The sequence below is a fragment of the Pseudomonas sp. P5_109 genome (assembly GCF_034009455.1).
Lineage (GTDB): Bacteria > Pseudomonadota > Gammaproteobacteria > Pseudomonadales > Pseudomonadaceae > Aquipseudomonas.
The window spans coordinates 742,592-760,430 of sequence record NZ_CP125380.1; the positions used below are offsets into that span (position 1 = coordinate 742,592).

A 17,839-nucleotide genomic window follows, 5' to 3' on the forward strand; every position below is an offset into this window, starting at 1 on the left:
GCCTCAGTACGCCGAGGGAGATAGCGCCGAGTCCCGGCGCAATTTGTCGCCAGCCGGGTTGACCGCCTCGCGCAGGAAACCGAACCCGCTGCGACGGTCGAGACGGAACAGCGTGTTGGTGACATACACGTCGTCGCGCACGCCGACGACTTCCACCACTTCGCTGACGCAACGGCGACCGTCAGGCATGCGCGTGAGCTGGATGACCACATCGAGCGCCGCGCAGATCATTTGCCGCAACGTGCGCTCGGCGATGCTGCGACCGGTCAAACCCACCAGGGTCTCCAGGCGCAGCAACGCATCCTGGGCGTTGTTGGCGTGTACGGTGCTCATCGAGCCGTCGTGGCCGGTGTTCATGGCGGTCAACACATCGACCACTTCGACACCGCGAATTTCGCCGAGGATGATCCGGTCCGGGCGCATCCGCAGGGCGTTGCGAATCAGGTCGCTGGCTTTCACCTCGCCATGGCCTTCGGCATTCGGTGGACGGGTTTCCAGGCGCACGACGTGAGGGTGGCCCAGTTGCAGTTCGGCGACGTCTTCGATAGTGACCAGGCGTTCGTGGGGGCTGATCAACTGGCTGAGAATGTTCAGCAGCGTGGTCTTGCCGGTGCCGGTGCCGCCGCTGATGAGGATGTTGCAGCGTTTGCCCACGGCGTCCTGAATGAATTCGTAGATCGCCTGGTCGATGGTTTGCATCGCCATCAGGTCGGAGCTTTTGAGCATGTCCTGGCGGAATTTGCGGATCGACAGGCACGGGCCATCGAGGGCAATCGGCGGGATGATGGCGTTGACCCGGCTGCCGTCCGGCAGGCGCGCGTCGACCATCGGCGAGGACTCGTCGAGCCGCCGACCCAGCGGCGCGAGGATCCGTTGCATGACACGCTCGACGTGGTGTGAATCGATAAAGCGCAAGTCGCTCAGATGCAGCACGCCTTCGCGTTCGACAAATACCCGGTGCGGGCCGTTGACCAGGATCTCGGTCACCGCCGTGTCGCGCAGCAGTACTTCCAGCGGGCCGAAACCGGTCAGTTCGTCGACGATCTCCTCGGCCAGGCGCTCCATCTCATAGCGGGAAATGGCCAGGTGCAAACGTGCGATGTACTCGGCCACTTTGTCGATCACGAACTGTGACAACACCTGCCGCGAACCTTCCAGCAGGTTTTTCCCCGACTCTTCGATGGCGTCGATGATGTAGCGGTGCAGCACCAGTTTCAGGCCATCGTGGTCGGTATTGCCAACCGCGCCACGCTGGGGTGAGCCAAAGAGTTTTTCACTGTTCATTGTGCACCCCTCAAGCGGTTGAACCAGCCGGTCTTGGGTTTGGCCAGGCCTTCGGAGTGCTTGGCCAGGCGCTCGCCGAGGGTGCGCAGGCCCTGGGTGAGGCCTTCGCGTGGGGCCAGTTCGAACAAGGTCAGGCCCTGGTTCTTGGCGTTGAGCCGTACTTCCGGGCTGTAGGCGAGGGTGGCGATGATCTCCAGGCCGAACGTCTTGCCCAGGGTGTCGGAGTCCGGAGCGACGCTGCGCAGGTAGCGGTCCACGAGCAATTTGGCGTGATCGAGCTTCATGCCTTTTTCGCGCCAGAGATTGAGCACCGCGAGGTTGCGGCGGCAGTCGAGCACGTTTTGATCGGTGTACCACAGCAGTTTGTCGCAATGGCTGACGAAGGTACGCAACGCTTCGCTGTCCGGCTGCCCGGTGAGGTTCACCACGATGTGCTGGAAGTGTTGGCGCAGGGCGCTGAGGAGCATGTACAACTCGGCGGCGCTGGTGTGTTCCAGCGGTTCATCGCCACTGGCGTAGGCGAGGATGCGCAGCCCGGCTTCGCAACTGGTGAAGGCGCTGTCGATCAGCGTCGCGTCGAGGCGGCGCAAATGACGCAACGCATCGCCGAAATGAAACGAACTCTCCAGGCCGAGCAAAGCCAGGCTGTCCCCGCGAGGTAAACCAAGGTCCAGCAGCAGCGTGTGCTGACCGCTTTTTTGCACCACCTGCGCCATGTGCGTGGCCAGCAGCGCGCCGTCGGCACTGCTCTGCACGCCGTACAGTACGGTCAGGCGACCCAGGTGCGTGTTTGGCGCGACGGGGGGCAGGCGTTTGCTCAGGCGCCGCACCAGCCCCGCGACTTCACTGGAGCGTGAACCATAGGCCACGAAATCCCTGGCCCCGGCACGCATCGCATTCAATACGAGCTGGTTGTCCATGCCGTCGCCCAGCGCGACGATCGCCAACATCGGTTTGGCTTCCAGCGCGCCTTCGATCAACGCGCTCTGGGCCACCACGTGGTCGCGGTCCAGGCCGATGAACACCAGGCTGGCGAACGTCACGTCCACCAGTGCCAACAGCTCGTCGAGGCTGCCGCCACCGGCACTGACCACCTGACCCAGGGGCGCCAGTGCGCCTTGCAACCATTCCAGATCGGTGCTGTTGCGCGTAATCGCGAGGAAGGTTTGACTCAGGTTCTGGCTCATTGCGATAACCCGCTGTGGTGCTCGATTCAGGGTGTTTGTTGAGTGATTTCATTGCCGCGAATGACTGCCACGCTGGTTTTGCGCGGCGCGGCGCCAGGACTGGCAGCGGGTTTGGGCGGCGCGGTCATGGCCAGTTGGCTGAATTGCAGTAACTCGCGGTTGGCATTGGCCAGGCTCGCGGCAGAATTGCTTTCACCGGCCCAGTAGTGCGCAAGGCGTTTTTCATCGGCGCTGCGCACGGCCAGGCGCAACACGCCGGCCTGGGTCGCGAGCATCAGGCGGCTCACCAGTTGTTCAGGAACGGCGAGCAACACGGTGCGGGCCGTGGCGCGCGATTGATCCTGTCTGAGCTGTTCATCGGCGCTGCGGGCCGGGCTGGAAGGCTGGCCGTCGTTGGTCAAACCCAACTGCTCGCCGACCCCGAGCACCCGCAAGGCCGGCACCACGAGTTGGGCCGTTGGCTGAGGATTGAGGGTGTCCATGCGCAGGAACAGCAGCACGTCGACATAGTCGCCGGGTGTCAGTTGCCCGCCGATATTGATCACTTCGTCCACGGCGACCGCCAGGGCGCGCTCATCGGAGCGGATCATCCGCGACAGTTTGCTGCCGGCTTCGAAGCTTTCGTCGTTGAGCCAACTCCCGGCCGTCAGGGTGCGCCAGGGTGTGCGGCCAATCGCCTGGTCGAGGCTGGTCAGGCTGCCGGCCGGGACGGTGCGCAGTTTTTCCAGGGTGACATCGGCGGCGGTGATCGGCGCAAACGGCGCAACGTCGTTGACCAGCACGACCACGGGATGGCGGGTAGGGTCATCTGCCGGTACGGCCGCCTGTGTGTTGGCGAGCGGTGCACTGACTGTGGATTGGGCAACGGATTCGGGGACCGGTTGACGACTCAATGTGAGCCCCCAGTAACCGGTAATGATTGCACCGACCAGAAGCAATCCGGCGAGGCCCAGGGTGACACGGCTGTTCATGTAGGCTCTCCCTTTCCTGCTGCGCAAAACCCCGTCATATCTAACGAGACAACTTCGCAATCAGGCAGCTATGAACATGGAACTATTTCGCTATTTGACCGTAGCGCAGGTAGAGCGAAATGCCATTAGTGCAGGGGAAATATCTAACGAAAGTGCAAAGTTGCGCTGAAATGACCTGTTTTTTGACGTCAACGAAACGGTTAATACTTTCGTGTTAATGCGTATTTACAGTTGTTGGGGCGGGGAATGCCGACAATGCTGGTGCTGGCACTGGGGAATCATGTTGCGTCCGTGCAACACCCGTCGTCGTCCAGGAGAAATGCCATGTCTTTTTCCAAGCTTGTTCAGAAGGTCAAATCCGAAATCGCTTTCTACAAAGGTCTGGTCAAGGATACCGAGGGTGCATCCGGTATCGAGTACGCGATTGTTGCCGGGATGGCGGCGGTTGTCCTGGTGACTTTCATGACGCCTATTGCCGGAGCGGTAAAGGGGATTTTTGACATCATCAAGTTAAATCTGGTTCCGACGCCCTGAGTGCGGTGGCTGGCTGACTTGTCCGATCTCAACGTTTGTGTCCAGTCCCTTGCAGGTGTTAGCTCATGAACGCTCTCGCACAGCCGCGCCAACAACTGCTTCTGGTGGATGACGAAGAGGAGGCATTGCTTGAGTTGGCGGAGTTGCTGGAGGGTGAGGGGTTCAATTGTTTTACGGCCACTTCGGTCAAGCTCGCGCTGCAGCATCTGACCCGGCATCCTGATATCGCTTTGGTGATCACTGATTTGCGCATGCCGGAGGAGAGCGGGATGTCGTTGATCAAGCGTTTGCGCGAGCATACGTCGCGCCAGCATTTGCCGGTGATTGTGATGTCGGGGCATGCGGGCATGGATGATGTCAGTGACTTGTTGCGTTTGCAGGTGCTGGATCTTTTTCGCAAGCCGATTTATCACGTGCGGTTGTTGGAGACGCTGAATAATCTGTTTCCGCAGCCGCAGGTTTATCGGGTTACAGGTTGAGCCGTTGACTTGGCGGCCTCTGGGCCGACCATGTTGTGGTTGATTGAGTACATATCCGTTTTTGCGGTAGCGGCCACTGGCGGTTTCGCCCTTACGGCGACTCACTTTTTTACAAGCGCCTAAAAAAGTAAGCAAAAAACGCTCGCCCCTGGCGTCCGGCCCCTCGCTAAGGCTCGGCGTTCCTTCGCTCCGGCATTCATCCGGGGGCATTGCCCTCCGGTCGGCTTCGCTTCGACCTACATGCAATGAGTTCGACTGCGTCGAACGGCGCTGCGCGCCAGTCCCCGGATGAACACCTCCCCTCAGCCTCCCGAGGGGGCGGGTGAGTCAAGATCAAGAGCTGCAGGCGAGCTAACGCTCGGCCTGATGAGTGGTGAGGAGCGTGGGTGTACGCCGCGCTGCCGTTACTCTTCTGTAGGAACTGGCTTGCCAGCGATGACGGCCTGCCAGCCAACCTGTCTCTACCAAATGTACTCGGTCAAATTGTGGGAGCGGGCTTGCTCGCGAAGACGGCCTGCCAGCCGACCCATTTCTTGCAGATGTACTCAGTACCTGTGGGAGCGGGCTTGCCCGCGAAGGCGGCCTGCCAGCCAACCCATTTCTTGCAGATGCACTCAGTACCTGTGGGAGCGGGCTTGCTCGCGAAGACGGCCTGCCAGCCGACCCATTTCTTGCAGATGTACTCAGTACCTGTGGGAGCGGGCTTGCCCGCGAAGGCGGCCTGCCAGCCAACCCATTTCTTGCAGATGCACTCAGTACCTGTGGGAGCGGGCTTGCCCGCGAAGACGGCCTGCCAGCCAACCCATTTCTTGCAGATGTACTCAGTACCTGTGGGAGCGGGCTTGCCCGCGAAGACGGCCTGCCTGCCAACCCATTTCTTGCAGATGCACTCAGTACCTGTGGGAGCGGGCTTGCCCGCGAAGGCGGCCTGCCAGCCAACCCATTTCTTGCAGATGCACTCAGTACCTGTGGGAGCGGGCTTGCTCGCGAAGGCGGCCAGCCGGCCTGATTATCTTGCTGTACATACCCGCCTTGTCAGGCCACCGGCTGCCAATGCCCGACCATATGCTCCAGATCCCCGACACCCAGCAACTGAAAGTCCCCGCTCGTCCCCGGCGCACTGGCCAGCAAAGTCACTTCACTGGGCAACCGTACCGGTTTCTTGAACTGCACTGCTATCTCGACATTCGCCGTCGGCAGATGCCCGGCCAGCGCAGCCAGCGTGCGTGCCTTGTTCCACAGGCCATGGGCGATGGCGGTCGGGAAGCCGAAGAGTCGGGCGCTGGCCGCGCTGAGGTGGATCGGGTTGTAGTCGCCGGACACTTTGGCGTACTGCCGGCCGATGTCCGAGGGCGCTTTCCAGTGCTCGATTTCGCTCAAGGCCAGGTTGCTTGCCAGAGGCTCTTCGAGCGGTTCGCCCTCGAGTTTGACGCCGCGGCAGAGCATCCTGCTTTGTGCTTCCCACAATGGTCCCAACTGATCGTCGAGGGTGGTCAGTAGATCGAATGTCGCGCCCTTGGCGTGGGGTTGCAGGTTTTGCACCTGCACGCTGACGCGCACCCGACTCACTCCGCCCATGGGGCGCACCACTCGAATGCGATTGCTCAGGTGAATCAGGCCCAGCAGCGGGAACGGGAAGTCCCTGGCCGTGAGCAGTTGCATCTGCAAGGCGAACCCGAGGATGTGTGGATAAGTCGGCGGCAGCAGGCCGTTGTCGGCGAAGCCACAGACCTTGCGATAAGCCGCCAGGCGCTTGGGGTCGACATCGACCCAGCAGCGCAAAGCCGAATCGGGCAGGGTGGTGCCGGTGATTTTGCGCCGTGTTGCGGCACGGGCGTACAGCCCCGGCAGACTGGGTTCGCGGTTGAGTGTGTGCCAGTCGGTGATCATCCTTAAGCCCCCAGAACGCTTTGCCCGCATACGCGCAATGCTTGCCCGGTGAAGGCGCCGGTGCCCGGTTGCGCGAGCCAGGCCACGGCTTCGGCGACATCTTGTGGCAGGCCGCCCTGGCCGAGGGAGCTCATGCGGCGTCCGGCTTCGCGCAGGCCGAAGGGAATGTGCGCGGTCATCTGCGTTTCGATGAAGCCCGGCGCCACGGCGTTGATACTGATGCCGCGCTCGGTGAGCAACGGCGCCCACGCCTGCGCCAGGCCAATGAGCCCGGCCTTGCTCGCCGCGTAATTGGTTTGCCCGCGATTGCCGGCAATGCCGCTGATGGACGCCAGCAGGATCACCCGGCCGTTGTCGTGCAGGGCGCCGCTGTCGAGCAGGGCCTTGGTCAGCACTTGCGGTGCATTGAGGTTGACCGCCAGCACCGCGTCCCAGAATTCCGGGGTCATGTTGGCCAGGGTTTTATCCCGCGTGATTCCAGCGTTGTGCACCAGGATGTCGAGGCCGTCGGGCAACTGTTCGACCAACTGCGCGGCGGCGTCTTCGGCGCAGATGTCGAGGGTGATGCTACGCCCGCCGAGGCGCGCGGCGAGGGCTTCGAGATCGGTTTTGGCTGGTGGCACGTCGAGCAGGATGACGTCGGCACCGTCACGGGCCAGGGTTTCGGCGATGGCGGCACCGATGCCCCGCGCCGCGCCAGTGACCAGTGCCTTGCGCCCGGCGAGCGGGCGTGTCCAGTCGGTGACGGGCGTCGAACACGGATTCAAGCGAATGACTTGCCCGGACACGAAGGCGCTTTTGGGCGAGAGGAAAAACCGCAGCGGGCCTTCCAGCTGCGCCTCGGCACCTTCGCCGACGTAGATCAATTGCAGGGTGCCTCCGCTGCGCAACTCCTTGGCTAGCGAACGGCTGAAACCTTCCAGGGCTCGTTGCGCGCTGGCGGCGAACGGGTCGCGCAGGGTTTGCGGATCGCGTCCGAGAATCACCAGGTGCGCGCAGTGATCGAGATTCTTCATCAGTGGCTGGAAAAATTCGCGCAGCTGCTTGAGCTGATCGGTATGCAGCAGATCACTGGCATCGAACACCACGGCCTTGAGTTTCGGTCCATGGCCGGGAATCCACGCGGTGGCTATCGATGGCTCGGTGCCGTAGCTGTAGATCGCGTCGGTCAGGCGGTTGGCGAAGGCACTGACGTGTTCGACCAACGGCCCGCCGCCGATCAGCAGCGCACCTTCCACGGGCCGCAGCCGGCCTGCTTGCCAGCGCTCCAGCCGGGTCGGCGCCGGCAACCCCAGGGCGCCCACCAGACGATGGCCGATGGACGAATTGGCGAAGTCGATATAGCGGTCAGACATGGAACGCGCTCCGAAAGCTGGGGTTCAAAGTGTGGACCATGAATGGCGATCAGTCGTTCGATCCACGAGATAAGGCCTACGCTTGGTTACATTGTAGGAGCGAGCTTGTTCCGGGCGGCGTTCCGACGATGGCGGTGTATCAGCCAGCATCGATGTTGAATGAGCAGGCCCCTTCGCGAGCAAGCCCGCTCCCACAAGGGGATGGTGTTGAAATCAGATAATTTGTCAGGAGCCTTTCATGACCCAGCTGCGCCGTGTCGCGATCATCGGCGGTAACCGGATTCCCTTCGCCCGTTCCAACGGCCCCTACGCCACGGCCAGTAACCAGGTGATGCTCACCGCCGCCCTCGAAGGCCTGATCGAACGTTACAACCTGCACGGCCAGCGCATTGGCGAAGTGGTCGCCGGGGCCGTGCTCAAGTTGTCGCGGGACATGAACCTGACACGCGAGTGCGTACTCGGTTCGCGACTGTCGCCCGCCACCCCGGCCTATGACATCCAGCAGGCCTGCGGCACCGGGCTGGAGGCGGCGTTGCTGGTGGCGAACAAGATTGCCCTGGGCCAGATCGACTGCGGCATTGCCGGTGGCGTGGACACCACCTCGGATGCGCCGATCAGTGTCAGTGAGGGCCTGCGCAAAATTCTCCTGCAAGCCAATCGCGCGAAAACCACCGGCGACAAACTGAAAACCTTCCTGCAATTGCGCCCCAAGCATTTGATCCCCGAATTCCCGCGCAACGGCGAGCCGCGTACGGGGTTATCCATGGGCCAGCATTGCGAGCTGATGGCCCAGACCTGGAACATCCCTCGCCAGGCTCAGGATCAACTGGCGCTTGAGAGCCATCAGAAACTGGCTGCGTCCTACGCCGAGGGCTGGCACAACGACCTGATGACACCGTTCCTGGGACTGACCCGCGACAACAACCTGCGCCCGGACTCCACACTGGAAAAGCTCGCCGCGCTCAAGCCGGCCTATGAGAAAAGCGCCAAGGGCACCCTGACCGCAGGCAACTCCACACCGCTGACCGATGGCGCGTCACTGGTGCTGCTGGGCAGCGAGGAATGGGCCAAGGCACGCGGCTTGCCGATTCTGGCCTACTGGCGTGACGGCGAGGCGGCGGCGGTGGATTTCGTCAACGGCGCCGAAGGGCTGTTGATGGCGCCGGTCTACGCCGTGCCGCGTTTGCTCGCGCGCAATGGCCTGACCTTGCAGGACTTCGACTACTACGAAATCCACGAAGCCTTCGCCGCGCAGGTGCTGTGTACGTTGAAGGCCTGGGAAGATCCGGAGTACTGCAAAAGCCGTCTTGGTCTCGATGCGCCGTTGGGCTCGATCGACCGCAGCAAGCTCAACGTCAAGGGCAGTTCACTGGCGGCCGGGCATCCGTTTGCCGCCACGGGTGGGCGCATTGTCGCCAACCTGGCGAAGCTGCTGGATACGGCGGGCAAGGGGCGGGGGCTGATTTCGATCTGTGCGGCGGGTGGGCAGGGTGTGACGGCCATCATCGAGCGCTAGGCAGAAAACACTGTGGGAGCGGGCTTGCTCGCGAAGGGGCCATCAGCTTCAACATCCATGTTGACTGATAGACCGCTTTCGCGAGCAAGCCCGCTCCCACAGGTTTTAGTGGTGAGTTAGCGAATCAGGTACGGAACCTGCGCACCAACCCGTCCAGCTCATTCGACAACCCGGCCAGGCTCTGGGAGTCCAGGCGCGCCGAGTTGGCCAGTTCTGCCACCAGTTGCGCATCGCCATGGATCTGGCTGATGTGCCGGTTGATGTCTTCGGCTACCTGGTGCTGCTGTTCCGCCGCGGTGGCGATCTGGGTGTTCATGTCGCGGATCACGTCCACCGACTCGCGAATCTGCCCAAAGCTGTTGCGCGCCTCGCCGATGCGCGTCACCGATTGCTGGGACACTTCCAGGCTGGCGTGCATCTGTTGGGTCACCTGGCTGGTGCGTTTGGCCAGGTTACCCAGCAGCCCGTCGATTTCCGCCGTGGAGTCGGCCGTGCGCTTGGCCAGGGCCCGCACTTCATCGGCCACCACGGCAAAACCGCGTCCCTGTTCACCGGCCCGGGCCGCTTCGATCGCGGCGTTCAGCGCCAGCAGGTTGGTTTGTTCGGCGATCGAGCGGATGGTCCCGAGGATCGACTGAATGTCGTTACTGTCGCGCTCCAGTTGCTGCATCGACTGGGCCGACTGTTCGATTTCCTGGCTCAGGCGATCCACGCTGCTCACCGCCGCATCGATCTGCTGCTGGCCTTCGCGCGCCTGGCGCTGGCCACTGTCGGCCGATTCCGCCGCCTGACTGCAAGAACGCGCGACTTCGTTGGCGGTGGCGACCATTTCGTGGAATGCAGTGGAGACCATGTCCACCGCCTCACGCTGGCGTCCGGCGGCTTCGGCCATGTCGCTGGAGACCTGGGTTGAGCTCTTGGACGTGGCGAGGATCTTGCCTGCCGCGCCGCCGATGCTCTGGATCAGATTGCGAATCGCGGCCAGGAACTGGTTGAACCAGTTGGCCAGTTGCGCGGTTTCGTCGCTGCCGCGGATTTGCAGGTTCTGGGTCAGGTCGCCTTCGCCCTGGGCGATGCCTTCCAGGCCGCTGGCCACGCTGCGGATCGGGCGCACGATGAGGCTGGCAAAACTGGCGCCAACGATGGCGAAGACCACGGCCAGAACAGCAGCGATGATGGCGATCAACCAGGTCAACTGGGTCGCGGAGCTCATCACGTCGTCCTGTTTGATCAGGCCGATGAAAGTCCAGCCCAGTTGCTCCGATGGCCAGACGTTGGCCATGTAGCGCTCGCCGTTCAGCTCCACTTCCACCAGGCCTTTGCCGGCCTTGGCCAGTTGCGCGTAGCCGTCGCCAAGGCTGTTCAGTGGCTTGAAGTTGTGTTCCGGTTGTTTCGGATCCACCAGGACCATGCCGGTGTTTTCCAGCAGCATCAGGTAGCCGGTTTCGCCGAGCTTGATCTGCTTGACGATTTCGGTGAGCTGCTTGAGCGTCACGTCGATGCTGACCACGCCGCCGTTGGTGCCCAGCTTGTTGTCGATGGTGCGCACGGTGCTGACGTAGGTCGCGTCATCCTGGGCCCAGTAGTAGGCCTCGGTGCGGAACGGCTTGCCCGGTTTGGCCTGGGCGGCCTTGTACCAGGGGCGCTGGCGCGGGTCGTAGTTGTTCAGTTTCGGATCATCCGGCCACGACACATAGCCGCCCGCCGCCGTGCCGAGGATGGCATAGGCATAGGCCGGGTGGCTGTTGCCCAGGTCCTGGAGCAGGGTGAAGACTTTCTTGTCCGCCTCGCCCTGAGGGACGCTCTCGGCGTTGGCGGCCATGTAAGTCTTGAGGCTGTCGTCGGAATTTCGGATCAGCGGCTGCTTGGCCAGGTAATCGACGTTCTGGCTGATGCCGTCAAAGAACAATTGCATGGCGTTGCTGACCTGACGAATCTCGCGGGCACTGCCGTCGATGAATTCGTCCCTGGCATCACTGCGCAGGTTCAGCACAACGAGCGTGGCGACCAGCACCACGGGCAGGCAGGCGATGATTGCAAACGCCCAGGTCAACTTCTGTTTGATGTTCATCCGCGCTCCAGATTTTCTTGTAGGCCCACGCAGTGCAGATGACTCGCGGTTTATTGGCAGCCGTAAACGTTCTTGGTCAACCCGGTCCTTGAGTGCGGCATCGCTTTTGTTGTGGCAGCGATTGTCGGACAAATCACTTTGTCACTAAGGACTTCGGCTGTTGTCGGAGGAAATTGAGGCCCGTTGGGAAAAATCCTACGGAAGGTAGGAGTTGTGGTGTCAGCTTCTGTCGTAATTGCCCTCAATGCCCTTGCACAACAAGTGACGCAGGCTCGGCTATGATCTGGAGCGACCCGTACGGTCGTCGGGTTTACCTGATGAAATCGGCACATTGTGTGCTTCTGCAATGTTCATAAGTCGGCAACCCCTCCCCCCCGTGAGTGGATTGCCGTATAACGAATGACTTTCGCGTGTTTGGTAATAAAGGACCCACAATAAAAGCTGATGAAGACTCCAAAACGCATTGAACCCCTGATCGAGGACGGTCTGGTCGACGAGGTGCTGCGCCCACTCATGAGTGGTAAAGAAGCAGCTGTTTATGTGGTGCGCTGCGGCAACGAGTTACGTTGCGCGAAGGTCTACAAGGAGGCGAATAAACGCAGTTTCCGTCAGGCGGCCGAGTATCAGGAAGGCCGCAAGGTACGCAACAGCCGTCAGGCCCGTGCGATGGCCAAGGGCTCCAAGTTTGGCCGCAAGGAAACCGAAGACGCCTGGCAGAACGCCGAAGTGGCGGCGCTGTTCCGTTTGGCCAGTGCCGGTGTGCGGGTGCCCAAGCCGTTCGACTTCCTCGAAGGCGTACTGCTCATGGAGCTGGTCGCCGACGAGTACGGTGATGCCGCCCCGCGTCTGAACGATGTGGTGCTGGAACCGGACCAGGCCCGCGAGTATCACGCGTATCTGATTTCACAGATCGTGCTGATGCTGTGTACCGGTCTGGTGCACGGCGACCTTTCCGAGTTCAACGTGCTGCTGACGCCGACCGGCCCGGTGATCATCGACCTGCCGCAAGCGGTGGACGCGGCGGGCAACAACCACGCGTTCAGCATGCTGGAGCGGGATGTGGGCAACATGGCGTCCTACTTCGGGCGGTTTGCGCCGGAATTGAAGAAGACCAAGTACGCCAAGGAAATGTGGGCCTTGTACGAGGCCGGCACCTTGCACCCGGCCAGTGTCCTGACCGGCGAGTTCGCCGACACGGAAGAACTGGCTGACGTGGGCGGCATCATGCGCGAGATCGAGGCCGCGCGCCTGGATGAAGAGCGCAAGCAAGCCGTACGCGCGGCGGACGATGCTCCGCCGAGCAAGACCGAAGAACCGCCTCCGCCTTGGATGCAGTGATCGGTTAAAAAAAACCCGGCGTCGGCCGGGTTTTTTGTGGGTTACAGATTCAATACCTGTGTCGACTGTTAGTCCGCCTTCGCGGGCAAGCCCGCTCCCACAGGGATTTGTGCATGTGTGCAGAATTTGTGACCGGCCGCAAACACTGTGGGAGCGGGCTTGCCCGCGATGGCGTCGGTACAGCCGGCTTCAATGCATCAGGCTTGAGCCGGTTCAGCACAACACCCCGACTCAAGATTCTTCAGAATCGGGCAATCCGGCCGATGATCGCCCTGACAGTGCTCGACCAGATCCTGCAAGGTGTCGCGCAACTGCCCCAGCTCGCGGATCTTCCGGTTCAACTCTTCGATGTGCTGACGGGCCAGCGCTTTCACATCGGCGCTGGCGCGCTGGCGGTCTTGCCAGAGGGTCAGCAACTTGCCGACCTCTTCCAGGGAAAACCCCAGGTCCCGCGAGCGCTTGATGAACGCCAGCGTGTGCAGGTCATCATCGCCATACACCCGGTAGCCGCTGTCGGTGCGATGAGCGGCCTTGAGCAAGCCGATGGATTCGTAATAACGGATCATCTTTGCGCTCAGGCCGCTGTGGCGGGCCGCTTGGCCGATGTTCATCGGTTGTCCTCCAGGTCCTTGGGTTTCCAGGTTTTCAACAGTAGCGCATTGCTCACCACGCTGACGCTCGACAATGCCATGGCCGCCCCGGCCAGTACTGGATTGAGGAAGCCGAACGCCGCCAGCGGAATGCCGATCAGGTTATAGACGAAGGCCCAGAACAGGTTCTGCCGAATCTTGGCGTAGGTCTTGCGGCTGATCTCCAGCGCAGCCGGCACCAGTCGCGGATCGCCGCGCATCAAGGTAATGCCGGCCGCGTGCATGGCGACGTCGGTGCCGCCGCCCATGGCGATGCCGATGTCGGCGGCGGCCAATGCCGGGGCGTCGTTGATACCGTCGCCGACCATCGCCACCACACCGGTTTCTTTCAGGGCGGCGACGGTGGCGGCTTTGTCCGCCGGGAGCACTTCGGCATGCACATCCTGGATGCCCAGCGCCTCGGCCACCACGCTGGCGCTGCCACGATTGTCACCGGTCAGCAGGTGGCTACTGATGTTTCGTGCGCTCAGTTGTTGCACCGCTTGCAGCGCGCCGGGCTTGAGGGTGTCACCGAAGGCGAACAGGCCCAGCACCTGTGGTTCGGGGGATTGTTCGATCAGCCAGGACAAGGTCCGGCCTTGTTTTTCCCAGGCGATCGCCGAGTTGGCCAGCGCCCCGGCATCCAAGCCGCTGTCCTCCAGCAGGCGCCGATTGCCCAGCGCCAGGCGACGCCCTTCGAGGGTGCCAGCGATACCCCGGCCGGTCAGGGACTGGCTGTCGCTGATATCGGCGACCTGCAAATGGCGTTCGGCACAGGCGTCCAGTACAGCCTTGGCCAGGGGATGCTCACTGCCCCGTTGCAGGGCGCCGGCCAGTTGCAGCAGGCTCGCCTCATTACCGTCGACGGCACTCAGATGAGCAATGCGCGGGGCGCCGGAGGTCAGGGTGCCGGTCTTGTCGAACACCACGGCGCTGACTTCATGGGCACGCTCCAGTGCCTCGGCATCCTTGATCAGAATCCCGTAGCGTGCCGCCACGCCGGTGCCGGCCATGATCGCGGTCGGTGTGGCCAGGCCCAGGGCGCAAGGGCAGGCAATCACCAGCACCGCCACGGCGTTGATCAGCGCGGTTTCCATCGGCGCGCCATACAGCCACCAACCGATCAACGTCGCCAGGGCAATCAGCAGCACGGTGGGCACGAACACCTGACTGACTTTATCCACCAGTTTCTGGATCGGCGCTTTCGCGGCCTGGGCGTCTTCCACCAGGCGGATGATCCGCGCCAGCACGGTTTCCGCGCCGAGGGCCTGGGTACGCACCAGCATCCGGCCTTCACCGTTGATCGCGCCGCCGGTGACTTTGTCGCCGGGCTGCTTGGGCACCGGCAGGCTCTCGCCGCTGATCAGCGCTTCGTCGGCGTGGCTCTGGCCTTCGATCACTTCACCGTCCACCGGAAAGCGTTCGCCGGGTTTGACCATCACCAGGTCATCGAGGCGCAGGGCGCTGATGGCGACCTCCTGCTCGCGGCCATCGATCACCCGGATCGCCCGCTCCGGGCGCAAGGCTTCGAGGGCGCGGATGGCGCTGGCGGTCTGGCGCTTGGCGCGGCTCTCCAGGTACTTGCCCAGCAGCACCAGGGCGATCACCACCGCCGAGGCTTCGAAATACAGATGCGGCATGCGCCCGGCGGCGGTGGCCCATTCGTACAGGCTCAAGCCATAACCGGCGCTGGTGCCCAGGGCCACCAGCAAATCCATGTTGCCGGCTCCGGCGCGCACGGCTTTCCAGGCGGCAACGTAGAACCGTGCACCGAAGATGAATTGCACCGGCGTGGCCAGGGCGAACTGCGCCCAGGCCGGCAGCATCCAGTGCACGCCGAACGGTTGCAGCAGCATCGGCAATACCAATGGCAAGGCGAGGGCAATGGCCATGATCAAGGCCAGGCGTTCGCGATGCAGACGTTGTTGCTGGTTGTCGGTAAGCGGGTGTTCGGCTTCCCATACGCTGGCGCTGTAACCGGCCTTGCTCACGGCGGCGATCAGGCTTTGCGGATCGATCTGGCCGAGCAGTTCCAGGTGGGCGCGTTCGTTGGCCAGGTTGACGCTGACGCTCTTCACCCCCGGCACCTTGGCCAGCGCTCGCTCGACGCGACCGACGCAGGACGCGCAGGTCATGCCGTCGATGCTCAATTCCAGGCTCTGTTGCGGCACGCTGTAGCCGGCCTTGGCGACGGCATCCATCAAGGCCGGCAAGCTGTCGGCGGGTGCCTGGACCCGCGCCTGTTCAGTGGCGAGGTTGACGCTGACGGCACTGGCGCCAATGACTTTGCTCAAGGCGCGCTCGACACGCCCGGCGCAACTGGCGCAGGTCATGCCGGCAATCGGCAGGTCGAACGTGGTGGATTCGGACATCGGTCGCACTCCCTGTAGTAGATGACCACAGGATCAACCTTGCCATGCTGGCAAGGTCAAGCACCAATCTTGAACGTGCCGCTGATCTAATGTGGGAGCGGGCTTGCTCGCGAAAGCGTCGTGTCAGTCGACATCAATTTTGCCTGACACGACGCCTTCGCGAGCAAGCCCGCTCCCACAGGGATCTGTGTCAGTAGCCGAGGCCGGCGCGTTTCAGGTACATCCCTTCCTGTGTCATCGCGATCCGGTACTTGAGCACATCCCCGGCCTTGAGCTGGATGTCCTGCGACCCCGGCGCGAGCATGCCCGGGTTGCAACCCGGTGCCTGGCCCGGCAGCAGTTTGAGGCGCAGCGAGACGATGCCCGGCGGCAGGTTGAACGAGGTGCTCTGTTCCTGAAACAACCGTGCCGCCAGCTGATCCTGGAGGTACACACCGATTTCGCAACTGGTCGCGACTTCCAGGCGCTCGCGGGAAATGATCAGCACGCCATAATCCTGACCGGTGGCGTTGACCGAAGGCACGGCGGCGAAAAGGCTGAGAAAGCCAAACAGGCTGAAAACTGACCAGCGCATCGCTGAGTCTCCTGAGTTCGAGTCATTGATGGACGCAGCTTGGCCGAGCCCGGCGTCGATTGCCAGCCCGGCAGTTAACTTCAGAACTTGACCTTGCCACGGTGGCAAGCTCGAAACTGGGTTCAACCCTCGGAAAAGGAGCTATCCCATGCAAGTGTTCAACGTTGAAGGCATGTCTTGTGGCCACTGCGTCAAGGCCATCACCCAGGCGGTCCAGTCCAAGGACCCGGCGGCGAGTGTGCGGGTCGATCTGGCGGCGAGGGAGGTCGGCGTCGAAAGTGCGCTGACCGCCGAGCAGGTTATCGAGGCGATCAGCGAAGAGGGTTACGGCGTCAAACTGGCCTGAATTTGATAGTTAGCGAGCTACCGGAATGTTCAAGGCGTCCATGCGCGGCTAGACTGTCGGCCTGCCGACTACTGCCTCACTGGATGCCTGATGAACTTCCGTACCATTCTGATTCTCGGCGCCTTGAGCGCTTTCGGTCCGCTGGCGATCGATTTCTACCTGCCGGCCTTCCCGGCCATGGCTCAGGCATTCGGGACGGATGAAAATCACGTCCAGATGACGTTGGCGGCTTACTTCCTCGGCCTGTCCATCGGCCAGCTGCTTTATGGCCCGGTGGCGGATCGTTTCGGGCGACGCGTTCCGTTGCTCGCCGGTGTCGGCCTGTTCACCCTTGCCTCCGTGGCGTGCGCCTATGCGCCGAACCTGGAATGGCTGATCGGCGCGCGTTTCATCCAGGCGTTGGGCGGCTGCGCGGGGATGGTGATTTCCCGGGCGGTGGTCAGCGACAAGTGTGATGCAGTCGGTTCGGCAAAAGTCTTTTCGCAGTTGATGCTGGTGATGGGGCTTGCCCCGATCCTCGCGCCATTGCTGGGTGGCTTGTTGGTCAACACGACGGGCTGGCAGTCGATCTTCCTGGCCTTGACCGGTTTCAGTGCGCTGGCGGGGCTGGCGGTTGCGATGGGACTACCGGAAAGCATGCCGGCCCACATGCCGCGTCAACCGCTGTCGGGTGCGCTGCGTCAGTACGGCCGGTTGCTGGCCGACCCAATATTTCTTGGCCATGCCTTGACCGGCGGCATCGCCATCGCCGGGATGTTTGCCTACATCGCCGGTTCACCCTTCATCTTCATCAAGCTCTACGGCGTGGCGGCCGAGCATTTCGGCTGGCTGTTCGGCGTCAATGCGGCGGGCTTCATCCTGGTGGCGCAGGTCAATGCGCGGTTACTGGCCAAACGTGGCCCGACGTTCTTGCTGGCGCGCGCGGTGTGGGTTTATCTGGCAGCCGGTTTGACCCTGCTCGCTGTCAGCGCTTTGCACCCGGCACAACTGTGGCCGCTGCTGATCCCCTTGTTCATCTGTATCGCCAGCCTCGGTTGCATCAGTCCCAACGCCGCGGCCTGTGCGATGAACGGGCAGGGCGCACGGGCCGGCAGCGCATCGGCGCTACTCGGTTGCCTGCAATTCAGCGTGGCTGCCGGTGCCTCTGCGCTGGTGGGCGTGCTGCACGACGGCAGCGCCGTGCCGATGGCCATGGTCATCAGCCTGTGTGGAATTCTGGTGGTGAGTGCAGCAATGCTCACCCGGCGTTTGCAAAATGCCCGGGCGCTGGCGCAAGCCCAGGTTTGAAGCCGG

15 protein-coding genes and 1 pseudogene are annotated in these 17,839 nt (G+C 62.5%); 6 read left to right on the forward strand and 10 right to left on the reverse strand.

All coding sequences use genetic code 11. The features are described 5' to 3' along the window. Positions 1–3: 3 nt before the first annotated feature. Genes QMK54_RS03205 through cpaB form a run of 3 tightly spaced genes read right to left on the reverse strand, consistent with a single transcriptional unit; the run spans position 4 to position 3,442 of the window. The gene (locus QMK54_RS03205; protein WP_110661095.1) at positions 4–1,284 is read right to left on the reverse strand and encodes a CpaF family protein; all 1,281 of its coding nucleotides are present in this window, start codon (positions 1,282–1,284) and stop codon (positions 4–6) included. Beyond that, on the reverse strand, positions 1,281–2,471 hold the full coding sequence (locus tag QMK54_RS03210) for an AAA family ATPase (protein WP_110661096.1): 1,191 nt from the start codon (positions 2,469–2,471) through the stop codon (positions 1,281–1,283). The genes QMK54_RS03205 and QMK54_RS03210 overlap by 4 nt, the downstream gene beginning before the upstream one ends. A 26-nt stretch (positions 2,472–2,497) precedes the next feature. After that, complete coding sequence (cpaB, locus tag QMK54_RS03215; RefSeq protein WP_320402052.1) at positions 2,498–3,442, reverse strand: Flp pilus assembly protein CpaB; 945 nt, start codon at positions 3,440–3,442, stop codon at positions 2,498–2,500. 324 nt (positions 3,443–3,766) lie between these two features. Here cpaB and QMK54_RS03220 point away from each other — a divergent pair, with 324 nt between their 5' ends. Continuing rightward, positions 3,767–3,976 carry a Flp family type IVb pilin gene (locus QMK54_RS03220; protein ID WP_110661098.1) on the forward strand — a complete coding sequence of 70 codons (210 nt, stop codon included), beginning with the start codon at positions 3,767–3,769 and terminating at the stop codon, positions 3,974–3,976. A gap of 65 nt (positions 3,977–4,041) precedes the next feature. Continuing rightward, entirely contained in the window at positions 4,042–4,455 is a 414-nt protein-coding gene (locus QMK54_RS03225) for a response regulator (RefSeq protein ID WP_110661099.1), read from the forward strand. Between the two features lie 1,035 nt (positions 4,456–5,490). Here the strand turns inward: QMK54_RS03225 and QMK54_RS03230 are convergent. Then, positions 5,491–6,345: a MaoC family dehydratase gene (locus QMK54_RS03230; RefSeq protein WP_320402053.1), complete on the reverse strand. Its 855-nt coding sequence runs from the start codon at positions 6,343–6,345 to the stop codon at positions 5,491–5,493. 2 nt (positions 6,346–6,347) lie between these two features. Next, positions 6,348–7,700, reverse strand: coding sequence for a 3-oxoacyl-ACP reductase (locus QMK54_RS03235; RefSeq protein ID WP_110662327.1), 1,353 nt, complete (start codon positions 7,698–7,700; stop codon positions 6,348–6,350). A gap of 238 nt (positions 7,701–7,938) precedes the next feature. Here QMK54_RS03235 and QMK54_RS03240 point away from each other — a divergent pair, with 238 nt between their 5' ends. Beyond that, the gene (locus tag QMK54_RS03240; RefSeq protein ID WP_320402054.1) at positions 7,939–9,216 is read left to right on the forward strand and encodes an acetyl-CoA C-acetyltransferase; all 1,278 of its coding nucleotides are present in this window, start codon (positions 7,939–7,941) and stop codon (positions 9,214–9,216) included. A 124-nt stretch (positions 9,217–9,340) separates the two neighbouring features. Here the strand turns inward: QMK54_RS03240 and QMK54_RS31155 are convergent, their stop codons facing one another. Together QMK54_RS31155 and QMK54_RS31160 are read right to left on the reverse strand one after the other, a co-directional pair. Next, a complete protein-coding gene (locus tag QMK54_RS31155; protein WP_404821821.1) occupies positions 9,341–10,108 on the reverse strand; it encodes a methyl-accepting chemotaxis protein in 768 nt (255 codons plus the stop codon). Between the two features lie 90 nt (positions 10,109–10,198). Next, a pseudogene (locus tag QMK54_RS31160) lies at positions 10,199–11,287 on the reverse strand (cache domain-containing protein); the annotation flags it as partial. Between the two features lie 444 nt (positions 11,288–11,731). Between QMK54_RS31160 and QMK54_RS03250 the strand changes: the two are divergent. After that, positions 11,732–12,625 (forward strand): PA4780 family RIO1-like protein kinase, encoded by an 894-nt coding sequence (locus QMK54_RS03250; RefSeq protein WP_320402056.1) that lies wholly within the window; start codon positions 11,732–11,734, stop codon positions 12,623–12,625. A gap of 197 nt (positions 12,626–12,822) precedes the next feature. Here the strand turns inward: QMK54_RS03250 and cueR are convergent, their stop codons facing one another. From cueR to QMK54_RS03265, 3 genes are all read right to left on the reverse strand, one after another. Next, complete coding sequence (gene cueR / locus QMK54_RS03255; protein ID WP_223596474.1) at positions 12,823–13,236, reverse strand: Cu(I)-responsive transcriptional regulator; 414 nt, start codon at positions 13,234–13,236, stop codon at positions 12,823–12,825. After that, entirely contained in the window at positions 13,233–15,626 is a 2,394-nt protein-coding gene (locus QMK54_RS03260) for a heavy metal translocating P-type ATPase (RefSeq protein WP_320402057.1), read from the reverse strand. The genes cueR and QMK54_RS03260 overlap by 4 nt, the downstream gene beginning before the upstream one ends. A 190-nt stretch (positions 15,627–15,816) precedes the next feature. Then, entirely contained in the window at positions 15,817–16,200 is a 384-nt protein-coding gene (locus QMK54_RS03265; protein WP_320402058.1) for a hypothetical protein, read from the reverse strand. Between the two features lie 148 nt (positions 16,201–16,348). On the opposite strand from QMK54_RS03265, the gene QMK54_RS03270 reads away from it, so the two are divergent. Next, positions 16,349–16,546, forward strand: coding sequence for a heavy-metal-associated domain-containing protein (locus QMK54_RS03270; protein WP_320402059.1), 198 nt, complete (start codon positions 16,349–16,351; stop codon positions 16,544–16,546). Positions 16,547–16,636: 90 nt separating this feature from the next. Continuing rightward, the gene (locus QMK54_RS03275) at positions 16,637–17,833 is read left to right on the forward strand and encodes a multidrug effflux MFS transporter (protein ID WP_320402060.1); all 1,197 of its coding nucleotides are present in this window, start codon (positions 16,637–16,639) and stop codon (positions 17,831–17,833) included. Positions 17,834–17,839: the final 6 nt, after the last annotated feature.